Consider the following 12,840-nt stretch of genomic DNA (forward strand, 5'->3'; position numbering starts at 1 on the left):
GATATCATAGGTGCGGGCAGGGCATTCGATCGAAAGAGAGGAAGAGCGTGGCCAATCGCATCGTGTTCATGGTAGGCACCGTCGTCTTCGGCGCCTTCGCGGGTGCGTTCGTGTGGGCGTTCTTCTTCCTGATGGATGCGGGCATCAACCTTCTTTGGAACGCAGTGCCAGCGGCGTTAGCGCAGGCGGGACTGCCCGCGGTAGCGTATCCGATCGTATTCTGCACGCTTGGCGGGGTGGTCATCGGGCTGTTCGCCAAGCGCTTCGGCGCGTATCCGCAGGACATGAATACCGTCATGGCGCAGGTGAAAGAGCATGGTCGCTACGAATATGACCATGTGGGCGCCTCGTTTTTCGGTGCTCTCTTGCCGTTGTTGTTCGGCGGCTCCATTGGCCCTGAGGCAGGTTTGACCGGTGTGATAGCAGGATTGTGCACCTGGGTGGGAGACCGGCTGCGTTTCATGGGCGCTGAGATGCGCCAGCTGGCCGAAGCGGGTACGGCAGCGGTCGTCTCGGCGCTGTTCTCAACGCCGCTGTTCGGCATGGTGGTGCCGCTGGTGGGCGCGGCGGATGATTCGGAGGGCAGTCCCGTGAGCGACCTTGCTTTGCGGGTACCTCGTGCGCGCAAATGGGCGGTCTACGTGCTTGCCGTGGCGGGAGCGTTGGCGGCGATGGAGGCGCTCGGGCAGGTGTTCGGTGCGGCTGGTGGGTTGCCGCACTTCTCCGGTATCAATATCGGGTACGCTGAGCTTCTGTGGGGCATACCGCTTGCGCTTGCGGGTGCTGCGGTCGGGTGGTTGTACTTTCCCTTCGGCGCGTTCTTTCGCATGGTGGCGAAGCGGCTTGAGGGCAAGGTGGTGCTGGGGCCAACTATCGCTGGATTGGTACTCGGATGCATGGGGGTGGCGTTGCCATTCGTTCTGTTCGCCGGGGAAGCGCAAACCGATCAGCTGGCACAAAGCTGGACCACGTTCGCCGCACCTCTTCTGATCGCTACGGGATGCGCGAAGGTGTTCACGACGCAACTCTGTTTGAACCTGGGTTATCGCGGCGGCCATTTCTTTCCGCTCATCTTCGCTGGCATCTCGCTCGGCTATGGGCTGGCAGCGCTCACTGGCGTCGATGCGGTCTTCGCGCTCTGCGCTGTTGCGGGGGCGCTGATGGGTACCGTGATGCGCCAACCCATCCTAACGGCGTTGCTGCTGTTCTTGGTGTTTCCGGTGAAGGGAGGCCTCGTGCTGCTGGTGGCTGCTGTACTCGGGTCGGTGTTGCCCGTTCCGAAAGCGTGGTTGGGAAAATGAGGGACGCAGCGCTCCCGACGGTTCTGGTGGTGGAAGACGATGCGGCCATCAACGAAGTGGTCGTGCGTCGCTTGCAGCGCGAGGGCTTGTCGGTGACCGCTGCGTTCTCGGGCACCGAGGCGCGCCTTCTCCTTGATCAGCGCCCCGTCGATCTGGTTATCTGCGACTTGATGCTGCCCGGCATGATGGGCGAGGACGTGGTGCGCTCGCTCCGTGACGCCCAGTGCGACGTGTCGGTCATCGTCATCTCGGCGAAGGCATCAGCAGCGGATAAGGTTGCGCTGTTGGGGATGGGCGCCGACGATTACCTGGGAAAGCCGTTCGATTTGGACGAATTGGCGGCGCGGGTGCAGGTACAGCTGCGTCGGCGAGGCGCTACGGCGTTTGCAGCGGCGCATGATGCGATACGTGCTGGGCGCTGGGTGATAGACCGGGCAGCTCACACGCTTTCGGTCGATGGACGCGCGGTAGCGCTCACGCGTACCGAGTTCAACATGGCTGAGTTGCTGGCGTCGCATCCTGGCCGTGTTTTCACCAAACAGCAGCTCTTCGAGCATGCGCAGGGAGAACCCTATCAAGCGCAGAGCAGTACCGTGAACGCCCACATATCCAATTTGCGCGCGAAGCTCAAACCCACGGGCACGGCCGAGTACATCCAGACGGTCTGGGGCATCGGTTTCAAATTCGATGCTGCGGATTCCTTAAAGGTTTCTTAACGATTATCCGAGCCTTTCTGCACTGTTGGCGGCCATACTCAGAGGTATGGCATGGGTGTCGGTGCGGCCGACAAGATAAGGAAGGAAGAGGTGCGGGATGTACGTTCTTCAAACGTGCGGGCTTACCAAAGCGTATGGCGGCCGTTGCGTGGTGGATCGTTTCGATATGCACGTGCAGCAAGGCGATGTGTACGGCTTCGTGGGAAAGAACGGCGCGGGCAAATCAACTGTCATGAAGATGGTGATGGGCCTGGTGGCTCCCACGGCGGGTACGATAGCGTTGTTCGGTGAAGATGTGGCGGCGGACGGTGATGCGTGTCGACGCCGCATCGGTGCGCTCATAGAGGCTCCCGGTTTGCTGCCCGCCTCATCGGCATTCGATACCTTGATGGCGCGAGCGCTGGCGCTCGGGTTTCCGGATGCGCGCGATCGGTGCCAAGAGATCATGCGCTTGGTAGGGCTTTCCGCAGTAGGACGCAAGCGCACGAAACGGTTCTCCCAAGGCATGAAGCAGCGTTTGGGCATCGGGCTTGCGCTGCTCGGATCGCCCGATCTTCTGCTTTTGGACGAGCCGTTCAACGGCCTCGATCCAGAGGGTACGCGCGACATACGCAGCCTCATCATGCGCCTGAACGAGACCTTCGGCGTTACGGTCGTGGTGAGCTCTCATGTGCTCGACCAGCTCGATCGCATGGTAACGCGCTATGGCGTTATCTCGGGAGGTCGGATGGTGCGCGAGATGAGCGCGCAGGAGGTCAAGGAGGAATGCGGCCACAGCCTTCGCGTGCGCACCTCAGCGCCCGAATTGACGCTGGTGGCGCTTCAGGAGGCCTTCCCGCACATAGCGGCGCGCGTCGATCCCGATCGTTCCCTGTGCATCACCGGCACCTTTGACGCAGAGGCAATAGCGCAGGTGCTCCACGCGCAGGAACCTTCGGTGCTCGAGCTGTCCGAGATCGAGCGCGATATGGAGGAATATTTCGTAGCACTGATGGATAAGGAGGCGCCTTCATGCTGAACCTATTGAAATCCGATCTCTACCGATTGGTGCGCAGTCGCTTCTTCTGGGCGTTGGTCGCCATCACGATCATCGTGTGCTTTGCCGAAGCTGCCATGATCGCGTGGGTTGCGAGCCCTGAGTTCTCGCACGTGGTATCACAGGCTGCCTACGAGCAAGCAGACGGTCAGATGAGCCCCGCTGAGCGCGCCGAGATGGATGCTGAGATGCAAGAAGAGATGGACGCGGCGGCGCTGCTCGATGGTAAGGTGATGCTCAGCTTGACCCACACGTGGGCGCAGGCGTTTCTCTCTGGTGGGTTCTTGGGCCTGATCGGGGCACTGGTGATCACGCAATTCTTGCTCGCTGATTTCGAGGGCGGTTTCGTGAAGAACGTACCGATGGGTCGTGCGGGTCGTCGTGCCTACTACGGTGAGAAGCTCCTGTTCGCGGCTTTGTTGCAGGCGATATTCCTTGCCTTGTGCACCTTGACGACGACGATAGGGTTTGCCGTGTATGGGTTCACCTATCAAGTAGCCGACACGCCGACCCAGATAGCGCTCTGGTTAGCTTTGGGGTGGCTGTTCTCCAGCGTGTATGCGTTCATCGGTTGTTGCGTGGCCTGGTTGACGCGCAGCAATTGGGGAACGACCACGGTGGTGGTGCTGATCTGCTCAGGGCTTGTGGGCAGCATCGTGCTGATGCTCTGCGATTCGTTCGCGCCTGCAATGCCGTGGCTTGGGCAGGTGCACGCGTGGCTGCCCAGCGGTATGGGCGAGCTGTTGGGAAGCGGCGCTGCCACGCTGCTCGTTTCCGATCCAGCGCTGGTGCCTGCTTGGATGCTGCCAGCGTGGCATATACTGCTCGTTGAAGGGTTGTTCATCAGCGCGTGCATCGCGGTGGTGTTTGCCGTGTGTCGACGCAAGGATATAAGCTAGGGCCACGGTTTGCAAGCTGGCGGGAGCGAAGGTGGGAGGGTTGATGGTGCTGGGATGGATCGCTGCTGCTCTGTGCGTGGCATTGGCTGGTGCGGTGGTAGTGCTCCATCGGCGCGAGCTTGAGCGCATGGCGCGGTTTTTGACCGATCGCGATCCTGCTAGCAACGAGCGGCTGACCACGACGCTTCCCGGAGGGGGGTTCACGCGCATCGCGCAGGCGATCAACGCTTTGATGGATGCCTCTGCGCAGGAAAAGCGCGCTATGCTCTCGCAGCAGAAGGCGTTCCAGCGCGACCTCGCCAGCCTTTCGCACGATATCCGCACGCCGCTTGCAGGTGCGAAGGGATATGTGCAGCTTGCCCAAAGCGAAGAGGACGTTACACGTCAGCGCGCCGATCTGCGTATGGCCTCCGAGCGATTGGATGCCATGCAACACCTGCTCGATCAGCTCTTCTCGTACATGCGCACAACCGACCCCGATCGAACTCTGCGCACTGATTCGGTCGAGGTGGTCTCGCTCTTGGAAGGGGTCTTGGCGAGCGCGGTTCCTCAGTTCGAGGCGCGCGGATGGCAGTCGCATGTCAGCCTTGAGGACAGCCTCTGCGTGCCAGCTGACTCGGATGCGCTCACCCGCGTGTTCCAGAACATCGTTCAGAATCAACTTGCTCATGCAGCAGGCGCGCCTTCGATCATCCAAGAGGGGCATCGTCTCGTATTCGAGAACCCGGTCGGGGACGCTGCTGCTCTTGATGTTACGCGCATCTTCGAGCGTTTCTATCGCTTGGATACCGCGCGTGGCACCGCGGGTGCAGGGTTGGGCTTGGCGGTGGTGCGCGAGCTTTGCGATGCGATGGGCATTCAAGTGACCGCCCAAGCCGATCAGGGCGCGTTCCGCATGATCATGCGGTTTCCCGATGCTACTTTAGATGCGGGGCGCGGCGTTTCCCGTTGAGCGTGAGCGAGCGTCTCAGGTGAGGTTCACGCGATGCTTCAGCAGGAAGACGCAGAGCGCCCAACACCCGCATACGGCACCAAGTTGGATCAGTGCGCTCGCAGCGCTCATAGCGCCCATGATGAGGTCGGTAGAGACATAGGCCATCATGATGACGAGGAAGATGTCGATGGCGCCAACCACCATCCCGTAGACCCACCAGATGCCGATGAAAAGCCCAACGCCCGCCGCCACCTTATGCTGTCTTGCCAGAGCGGCTCCAAGCGCGAAGCTGAGATAAGCCACGAGCAGCGCGAAGAGCATCTGCAAGATGGTCTGAGCCCACCAGCGCATCAGTACCAAAACGGTAATGCTGTCTTCTCCGAGAGAGGCGAGCCCATTGGTGGATAATCCTAGGAGCCATGCAGGCAGGGAGGAATTCAAGCTCATATCGCCGGTGAAACCTTCTGCACCTGCGGATAGGGTTGCTACGCACCCGAGCACCACCAGTGCATCGATGACCATCCAAAGCAATCCTGCCAACACTTTGGCCGTTACCAGCTGGCCTGCGGTGACTGGCAAGGTGAGCGTGAGATACCCTTCGTCGCTGAACAGATTGCGGTAGAAGCGCACTACCACCACGACGAACGTGGTCACGCATGCGCAGAAGAGCAAGAACATGCTCAATGCCAAGAACAGCGCAGCAAGGCCGCTGAGCAGGGTGACGATCTGATCGCCCGCCGCCCCGAAGAGCTCGTCTAACCCTTCGAGGCTATAGCCAGCGAATCCGGCGAAGGTCGCAAGCACTCCAATGCCAACGACAACCAAATGCAGGGGCAGCAGGATCCGGCTGAGCGCCTTGAAGTCAGTGCGAAAGAGCTTCTCTAGCATCGGAACTCCTTCCGGAACAGGTCGTCAAGGCTGGCATATCCCGCTTCGGCAGCGAAGGATACCGGTGCGCATCGTTCAACGATGCCTCCGCGCAAAAAGACAAAATCATCGAGGACGTGCTCGACGTCGGCCACCAGGTGAGTGGATATGATGACGCTGGCATCGCGGTGGTAGTTGCTGATGATGGTGTCGAGGATGTAGTCGCGTGCCGCTGGATCAACGCCGCCGATCGGTTCGTCGAGCAGATACAACGAAGCGCGTCGTGCCATGACCAGTACTAGTTGCACTTTTTCTTTGGTGCCTTTGGAGAGGGCGGACATGGGTTGCGCGGTGCCCACGCCCAAGCGCGTCAGCATATCTAGAGCGGCTGCGCGGTCGAAATCGGCGTAGAAGTCAGCGAAATAATCGAGCGCCGCAGCCACTTTCATAGAAGGTGCCAAATATGTGCGCTCGGGGAGATACGACACGATGGCCTTGCTCTGTGGGCCAGGAGTAAGGCCGCAGATGCGGATCTGGCCGCAGGTTGGCTGCAGCAGGCCGCTGATGAGCTTCATGAGCGTGGTCTTGCCCGACCCATTAGGACCGAGCAGGCCTACAATGCGTCCGCGTGGCACTTGCATGCAAACATCGCGCAGCGCGGGGGCCGCCCCATACGACTTCGTCAGCCCGATGCACTCGAGCACTGGCAAGCTTTCATCCATGGTGTCCTCGTTTCGTTGACGTGCTTCCCTATTATCCCACGGATGCGCCTTGCGACCAAAGAACGCCCGACACATGGCCTATAATGGCACGCATCCCCAGTGCCGAGAAAGGCTTTCTCTGCGATGCCGAACGAGCGCAAGAATACCGTACGCAAGGAGTCGTCTGCCCGCCGAGCAGAGCGCGCCTCGCGTCGCGTTAAGCTCGCCGATGCTTCCGAGTTGAAGCGCCAGGCGTTCTATGCGCTTGAAGATGTGACGCGCGCGCATCTGCCAGCGCGCATCATCGGGTATGCGCTGTTCGTGTTGATCGTGCTCAACGCCATTGTGGTCTTCGTATCAGCGCAGCCAGGTCTTGACCCCATCACCTCGAACGTGATCGTCGCTTTCTACACGTTCTCTACGGTCTGCTTTTTCATCGAGTACCTCGTGCGCATCTGGATAGCCGATCTTGCGTTCGGTGACTGCACGCGAGCCCGCGCGCGTCTGCGCTACCTCATCTCCCCGCTGGGCATCATCGACCTCTTGTCGTTCGCACCCAATGTGGTCGCCTGGTTCGTTCCCATGACGCCCGCGCTGCGCACGCTGGTGAACGTGGTGCGCTTGGTGCGCCTCGTGAAGATATCGCGCTATATGCGCGGGCTGCGCACTATCGGACGTGTGCTGGAGAAGCGGCGACATGAGATCGTTGCATCGTTTTTGGTGATCGCGCTTCTCATCGTGGTATCGAGCGTCATCATGTACGAGATCGAGCACCCCGCTCAGCCCGATCGATTCAACAACTTGCTCTCGGGCATTTACTGGGCTGTTACTACGATCACGGCAACCGGGTATGGCGATCTGGTTCCCATCACGCCGCTCGGGCGCATCGTGGGCTCATTCATCATGTTTCTTTCGGTTGCGCTCGTAGCGATCCCAGGCGGCATCTTTTCGGCGGGCTTCGTCGCTGAGTTCCAAAATGCGAGCAACCGAAGGATCCAGCGCGAGCCGGAAGCGCGCGAGCGTTCCCACACGCGCTCCGACGACGGAAAAGGGAGCGAGCGCCATCGCGTAGATGAGCATGAGCGGATGGATCGGGCCATCCCGGAGGGTGAGAGCGAGTCGCGCTTGTAGATCGGTGCCGATGGGCGTCGCACAGATCACACCAAGGGCCTATTCTGCCGCATCATCGTCGTGCTCAAAGGAATCGCGATACGATGCGAACATATCCAGTAGTTCCATCTTGGTGTGGATGCCGAGCTTCTGATAGATATTGTAGATGTGGGTCTTCGTGGTGCCAGGTGCGATGTAGAGCTGTTCGGATATGTAAACGGCTGTCTTGCCTTGGAGGAGCAGCGGAAGCACCTCCATCTCGCGCTTCGAGAGCTTCCAATCCGTGCCGAACGAGCGCACGAGCTCGCTTTCTATCGCTGATGCTTCTTGGAGGATGGCGGTTTTCTTTTCGGAGAGGCCAGCGTGGTCGCTTGCCCGCTCTTTCTCGATGTCGATCCTCTCATAGGTAGCTGAGCGCACCGCGAACACTTCTTTTTCGGTGAATAGGAGAGTGGAGGCAACGATAACGGCGGGAGCGCCGATAGTCACGATCAAGGAAAGGGGTGGCAAGAGGGGAGCTGCTATGGGAGATGCGGTGCCGATGAGCCATCCTATGACCATACCGCAGGTGATCGCGATGCGGATGACCCCGAACACCTCCAGAGGCGAAAGGGAGTACAGCTTGACGTCGTTGCAGAGGTCGTTGAGGGCGAGCATCTCGAAGAGCAGATACCCGAGCATCACCAGCGCGCTCGCGCCGGTGAGGATGTGCGCGTCAGGGATGAGGAAGAGCACGATGCCTGCGACGAGCAGCAAAGGCGCGATCCGATAGCCCCGGTATACCGCCTGGATGTCTTTGGCTTTCCAGAAGAGGAGGGCGAGGATGACGCCGAGGAATAAGCAGCAGGGCGCCTCGATGGCGGGGCCTATGAGAAGCACCTCGATGCCGTTCGCGAACAACGTCGAGGTCATCATTCCGAAGATGAGCGCATACAGGGCGATAGCGCCGCACAACCGCCCGATGGAGGGGAAGAGCCTGAAGGGAAAGGCATCGCCGGTAAGGGGTGTCTTGTAGCTGCTGTCGGGCGCTGTGGCGTAGCGAGCAGCTGAGAGCTTGAATGAGATGCAGGAAAGGAGCGGCAGTAGCACGGCGCACGTGCGGGTCATCTGCTCCGGCATGAAGCTCACTACGATGGTGATGGCAGCCCCGAGCGCATAGGAAGCGGCCAAGAATACCGCGACTTCACCGACGCGGTCGTTGCCGAAGAAGCAGAGCCACAGCATGAACATGGATGCGTCGGCGGCACCCATACAGATGATCATGGGAATGGAGAGCCCCTCAGTGCCGGATATGAGCATAAGCGAAGCCACAGCTCCCGCGATGAGGGATATGAGGAAGAGAATCCGCTCCATGAGAGCAGGCGAGAGAGCGCGAGCAGTAACGACGATGACGATGACGAACACAAGGCGCACGAACAACTCGGTTGCCTCAAGGGGCAAGCCGATCACATATCTTTCGTCGGCGATAAGAGAAGGGCTCACACAGGTAAGGAAGAGCCACGCCCAATAAAAGCCGAAGCCGAGCATTCTTGCGGGGAAGAGACCACCTCGCTCCATGGTGCACCTCATTCTCGGGTAGTGCTTGAACCTCGTGTATATACAACTATCAACGCGGCATGATGCCTATAAACTAAAAGTCGTAAAAGCGATATCTACCCCATAGATTATATGAGCTCTCCGCAGCTCACCGTATGCTCTCAGCCTAGAGGGGAACGGCTGTGTCCGTGACATCCCGTCACGGATCTTGATTCGTTCCATGGAATGAGAGGGGAGCTTATGGAGGGGAAGACAAGGGGAGACACCGTCTTCAGGGGAATCTCCTGGTCCGCGTTCGCGTGCAGTGCTAATACGGCATGCGTGGATGTGAAGGATGGCAAGATCCTTCGCATCCGTCCGCTGCACTTCGATGATGTATCGAGCAGTGAGCAGCGTCGGCCGTGGAAGATAGAAGCGCGTGGCCGATCGTTCGAGCCCGGCGAGAAGACGATGCTTCCGCCGCTTTCGCTCAGCTACAAGAAGCGCATCTATTCGCCCAATCGCATCCTGCGTCCCATGAAGCGTGTTGATTGGGATCCGACTGGCGAGCGTAACACGCAGAATCGTGGTGCCTCGAAGTTCGAGTACATCTCCTGGGATGAGGCGACCGATATTATCGCCAAGGAGATCAAGCGCATTCATGACGAATACGGCCCGTATGCCATCCTCTGCCAAGCTGATGGGCATGGCGAGACGAAGGTGGTACATGCTCCGCATGGAGCGCAGGCCACCATGCTCGACTTGGTAGGCGGTTATACCCTGCAATCGCGCCAACCGGACAGCTGGGAAGGCTGGTATTGGGGCGGAAAGCATATCTGGGGCAACGAGCCGGTGGGTATGCAGGTCAACCAGCGCAACCTTTTCAAGGATATCGCCGAGCACGGTGATGCGGTCCTGTATTGGGGTTGCGATCTTGAGACAACGCCGTGGGGCTGGGGCGGCGAGCAGCCGAGTCGCATGGCGTATTTTTTGGAGGATTTGGGGTTGAGGTCGTTCTTCATCTCGCCCGATCTGAACTATACCGGTGCGGCGCATAAGGGCAAATGGATACCGGTGTTGCCAAATACGGACGCTGCACTGCAACTGGCTATCGCATATGTGTGGATCACTGAAGGCACCTATTATCGGGATTATCTTGAGACTCATACCATCGGGTTCGATTGGTTCGAGCGCTACGTGCTCGGAGGCGAGGATGGTGTACCGAAGACGCCGAAATGGGCTGAATCCAAGTGTGGTGTGCCGAGTTATACCATCAAGGCGTTCGCGCGGTACTGGGCGACGCACGCAGTATCCATCGCGCATGCCGATGGTGGCGGAATGATCCGGTCTCCGTTCTCTGCTGAGCCGGCGCGGCTCGAGGTGGTCTTGCTCGCCATGCAGGGCATCGGGCGTCCCGGAGTCGGTCAGCTCCATCTCATCGAGTTCGGCCAGTTCGGCTTTGCGGAGTGGAATCCCATGCCGCGCTCTGAGAAGTACTTCGAAGTGCCGGGCGCCTATCACGGATGGATGGAACTGTTGGATGGGCATCCGTCTTTCATCCCTAAGACCATGATCCCGCAGGCGCTCACGCTGCCCGAGGGCGAGAAGCTCCGCTGGCATGGTCATGGTGTGTGCACTGCCCCGCGCGGCGACCAGTTCATCCCGTTCGAGTGGCCGCTCGATGACGCGCCGTATATCCATATGATCATGTCCGACTCACCCAGCTGGACGACGTGTTGGAACTGTGGCAATGCTATGCAGGATGCTCTGCGCAACGAGCGCATCGAAACGATCATCATGCAGCATCCGTGGTTCGAGAATGATGCGGTGTTCGCCGATCTCATCCTGCCGGTCAACACCATGTTCGAAGAAAAGGATATCGCTGTTGATAACTGGACGGGCCAGTACAACATGATGTACATCCAAGACCACTGCATCGACCCCATCGGCGAGTCGAAGTCCGACTGGGAGTGCGCGATCGAGGTGGCCAAGAAGCTCGAGAGGTTCGGCGGCATATACGAGAATCTGGTCGAGCGCTACACGAAGGGCATGGATGTTGACGAATGGATCAAGGCGGGGTTCGAGAGCGCGAACGTCGATCCGTCGCTCATGACGTATGAGGAATTCGCTGAGAAGAAGCTGTGCCTTGCGCCGACCGCTGAAGGATGGGAAGACGACCCGGTCGCCCTCGCGGCCTGGTATGAGGATTTCGCTTCGCAGCCCATGCAAACTCCTACAGGAAAGATAGAGATCTATTCCACCGGGCTCGCGGATTTCTTCCCCGACGACAAGACCCGCCCGGTCGTGCCTCACTGGATCGAGGAATCCGACGACCTCAAAGAGCGCCTCTCATGCGCCCGCGCGCAGGAATATCCGTTCTTGATGGTAACGAACCACCCGCGTTGGAGAGTCCATTCAGAACACGACGATATCACATGGCTCCGGGAGATATCCACGTGCAAGGTCAAGGGGCCGGATGGCTATCTCTATGAGCCGGTGTGGCTGAATCCGGTGGACGCGGGAAAGCTCGGCATCAGCGATGGCGATGTGGTGAGCGTCTATAACGAACGCGGCAGCGTGCTCGGAGGCGCTATCGTCACCGAGCGGATCATGCCGGGCTCGGTCTATCAGGATCATGGAGCGCGCGTTGATGCCATCGTCCGTGGGAAGGGTGGCCTCGATCGAGGCGGTGCCAACAATCTCATCTGCCCCCTCGCCACCGCTTCGGAGAACACGCTCTCCGAAGCCACGAACGGCTTTCTGGTGAACGTGAGGAAGGTGGACGTGGAGGCTCTGGCGGCTCAGTACCCCGAGGAGTTCTCCCGTGAATACCAACCCGAAGACGGTCTGCGCGTATCTGCGTGGATCGCAGATGAGACGTGCAAGAGGAGCTGATGATGAAAGTATTCGTGTACGATCTTGAAAAGTGCAATGGCTGCCACAACTGCCAGATAGCTTGCAAAGATGAGCATGTCGACAACGAGTGGCTGCCCTATGCGATGCCGCAGCCTGACACGGGCCAGTTCTGGTGCAAAGTGGAAGAAGAGGTGTGCGGCAAGGTTCCCCATGTACGCGTGAACTACTTGCCCGTCCAATGCAACCATTGCGATGAGGCGCCGTGCATGAAGGGGCATCCTGCGGTGCACAAGCGCGCCGATGGCCTCGTGGTCATCGATCCCGAAGAGGCGAAGGGTCAGAAGGATATCGTAGCGTCGTGTCCGTATGGCCACATCTATTGGAACGAGGAGCTTCAGATCCCCCAGAAATGCACGGGGTGCGCGCATCTGCTTGATGACGGTTGGGACGCTCCCCGCTGCGTTGACGCATGCTGCACTGGGGCGCTCCGCTTCGGTGAGGAAGCTGATTTCGGCGATGAGTTGAAGGATGCTGAGGTGTTGGGCGCTGATTTCGGCACTGTGCCGCGCGTCTACTATCTGAACAAGCCGAAGCGCTTCGTGGCGGCTACCGTGGTCGATCTGGATGCCGATGAGGTGGTGGAGGGTGCGACTGGCTTGCTGCAGCGCATAAGCGATGACGCGGTGGTCATGACGGCTGAAACGGATGAGTTCGGCGATATCTGGTTCGAGGATGTTGCGCCTGATTCGTATCGTCTGTGGCTCAAAAAGGAAGGATACCTCGATCAGGCCGTTGATGCGGATGTCACAGAGGGGGACCACGCTATCCCCGAGCTCCCGTTTTTCAGGGTCCCTGTTCGCAAATGATCGGTATCGCATCGGCGGGACTGTTGATGCGATCAACCT

At 59.4% G+C, this 12,840-nt stretch carries 11 protein-coding genes; 8 read left to right on the top strand and 3 right to left on the bottom strand.

Features of this window, described 5'->3' with window-relative positions:
* Positions 1-47 precede the first annotated feature (47 nt).
* The 5 genes from NFR19_RS02340 (at position 48) to NFR19_RS02360 (ending at position 4,904) form a co-directional block, all read left to right on the top strand.
* Positions 48-1,301 (top strand): chloride channel protein, encoded by a 1,254-nt coding sequence (locus tag NFR19_RS02340; protein ID WP_251212176.1) that lies wholly within the window; start codon positions 48-50, stop codon positions 1,299-1,301.
* A complete protein-coding gene (locus NFR19_RS02345) occupies positions 1,298-2,017 on the top strand; it encodes a response regulator transcription factor (protein ID WP_251212177.1) in 720 nt (239 codons plus the stop codon). Before NFR19_RS02340 ends, NFR19_RS02345 begins: the two co-directional genes overlap by 4 nt.
* 97 nt (positions 2,018-2,114) lie before the next feature.
* On the top strand, positions 2,115-3,035 hold the full coding sequence (locus NFR19_RS02350; RefSeq protein WP_251212178.1) for an ATP-binding cassette domain-containing protein: 921 nt from the start codon (positions 2,115-2,117) through the stop codon (positions 3,033-3,035).
* Positions 3,029-3,952 carry a hypothetical protein gene (locus NFR19_RS02355; RefSeq protein ID WP_251212179.1) on the top strand — a complete coding sequence of 308 codons (924 nt, stop codon included), beginning with the start codon at positions 3,029-3,031 and terminating at the stop codon, positions 3,950-3,952. The genes NFR19_RS02350 and NFR19_RS02355 overlap by 7 nt, the downstream gene beginning before the upstream one ends.
* Before the next feature lie 31 nt (positions 3,953-3,983).
* Positions 3,984-4,904, top strand: coding sequence for a sensor histidine kinase (locus NFR19_RS02360; protein ID WP_251212180.1), 921 nt, complete (start codon positions 3,984-3,986; stop codon positions 4,902-4,904).
* Between the two features lie 15 nt (positions 4,905-4,919).
* Here NFR19_RS02360 and NFR19_RS02365 read toward each other — a convergent pair whose 3' ends face one another.
* Together NFR19_RS02365 and NFR19_RS02370 are read right to left on the bottom strand one after the other, a co-directional pair.
* Positions 4,920-5,774, bottom strand: a complete 855-nt coding sequence (locus tag NFR19_RS02365; RefSeq protein ID WP_251212181.1) for a hypothetical protein — start codon at positions 5,772-5,774, stop codon at positions 4,920-4,922.
* Positions 5,768-6,475, bottom strand: coding sequence for an ABC transporter ATP-binding protein (locus NFR19_RS02370; RefSeq protein WP_251212182.1), 708 nt, complete (start codon positions 6,473-6,475; stop codon positions 5,768-5,770). The genes NFR19_RS02365 and NFR19_RS02370 overlap by 7 nt, the downstream gene beginning before the upstream one ends.
* A 123-nt stretch (positions 6,476-6,598) precedes the next feature.
* Between NFR19_RS02370 and NFR19_RS02375 the strand changes: the two genes are divergently transcribed.
* Positions 6,599-7,585 carry an ion transporter gene (locus NFR19_RS02375; protein WP_251212183.1) on the top strand — a complete coding sequence of 329 codons (987 nt, stop codon included), beginning with the start codon at positions 6,599-6,601 and terminating at the stop codon, positions 7,583-7,585.
* 39 nt (positions 7,586-7,624) lie between these two features.
* On the opposite strand, the gene NFR19_RS02380 is transcribed toward NFR19_RS02375, so the two are convergent.
* The gene (locus NFR19_RS02380; protein ID WP_251212184.1) at positions 7,625-9,121 is read right to left on the bottom strand and encodes a helix-turn-helix domain-containing protein; all 1,497 of its coding nucleotides are present in this window, start codon (positions 9,119-9,121) and stop codon (positions 7,625-7,627) included.
* A 219-nt stretch (positions 9,122-9,340) separates the two neighbouring features.
* Between NFR19_RS02380 and NFR19_RS02385 the strand changes: the two genes are divergently transcribed.
* Both NFR19_RS02385 and NFR19_RS02390 read left to right on the top strand, forming a co-directional pair.
* Positions 9,341-11,974, top strand: coding sequence for a molybdopterin-dependent oxidoreductase (locus tag NFR19_RS02385; protein WP_251212185.1), 2,634 nt, complete (start codon positions 9,341-9,343; stop codon positions 11,972-11,974).
* Positions 11,974-12,801, top strand: coding sequence for a 4Fe-4S dicluster domain-containing protein (locus NFR19_RS02390; RefSeq protein WP_251212186.1), 828 nt, complete (start codon positions 11,974-11,976; stop codon positions 12,799-12,801). The genes NFR19_RS02385 and NFR19_RS02390 overlap by 1 nt, the downstream gene beginning before the upstream one ends.
* Positions 12,802-12,840 lie beyond the last annotated feature (39 nt).

This window comes from Adlercreutzia murintestinalis (assembly GCF_943192905.1).
Taxonomy (GTDB): domain Bacteria; phylum Actinomycetota; class Coriobacteriia; order Coriobacteriales; family Eggerthellaceae; genus Adlercreutzia_A; species Adlercreutzia_A murintestinalis.

Bases quoted from the DNA above. Each gene is read 5' to 3' on its own strand.
- NFR19_RS02355 (WP_251212179.1), top strand. From the start codon at position 3,029: ATGCTGAACCTATTGAAATCCGATCTCTACCGATTGGTGCGCAGTCGC.
- NFR19_RS02350 (WP_251212178.1), top strand. From the start codon at position 2,115: ATGTACGTTCTTCAAACGTGCGGGCTTACCAAAGCGTATGGCGGCCGT.
- NFR19_RS02370 (WP_251212182.1), bottom strand. From the start codon at position 6,475: ATGGATGAAAGCTTGCCAGTGCTCGAGTGCATCGGGCTGACGAAGTCG.
- NFR19_RS02390 (WP_251212186.1), top strand. From the start codon at position 11,974: ATGATGAAAGTATTCGTGTACGATCTTGAAAAGTGCAATGGCTGCCAC.
- NFR19_RS02385 (WP_251212185.1), top strand. From the start codon at position 9,341: ATGGAGGGGAAGACAAGGGGAGACACCGTCTTCAGGGGAATCTCCTGG.
- NFR19_RS02345 (WP_251212177.1), top strand. From the start codon at position 1,298: ATGAGGGACGCAGCGCTCCCGACGGTTCTGGTGGTGGAAGACGATGCG.
- NFR19_RS02375 (WP_251212183.1), top strand. From the start codon at position 6,599: ATGCCGAACGAGCGCAAGAATACCGTACGCAAGGAGTCGTCTGCCCGC.
- NFR19_RS02380 (WP_251212184.1), bottom strand. From the start codon at position 9,121: ATGGAGCGAGGTGGTCTCTTCCCCGCAAGAATGCTCGGCTTCGGCTTT.
- NFR19_RS02365 (WP_251212181.1), bottom strand. From the start codon at position 5,774: ATGCTAGAGAAGCTCTTTCGCACTGACTTCAAGGCGCTCAGCCGGATC.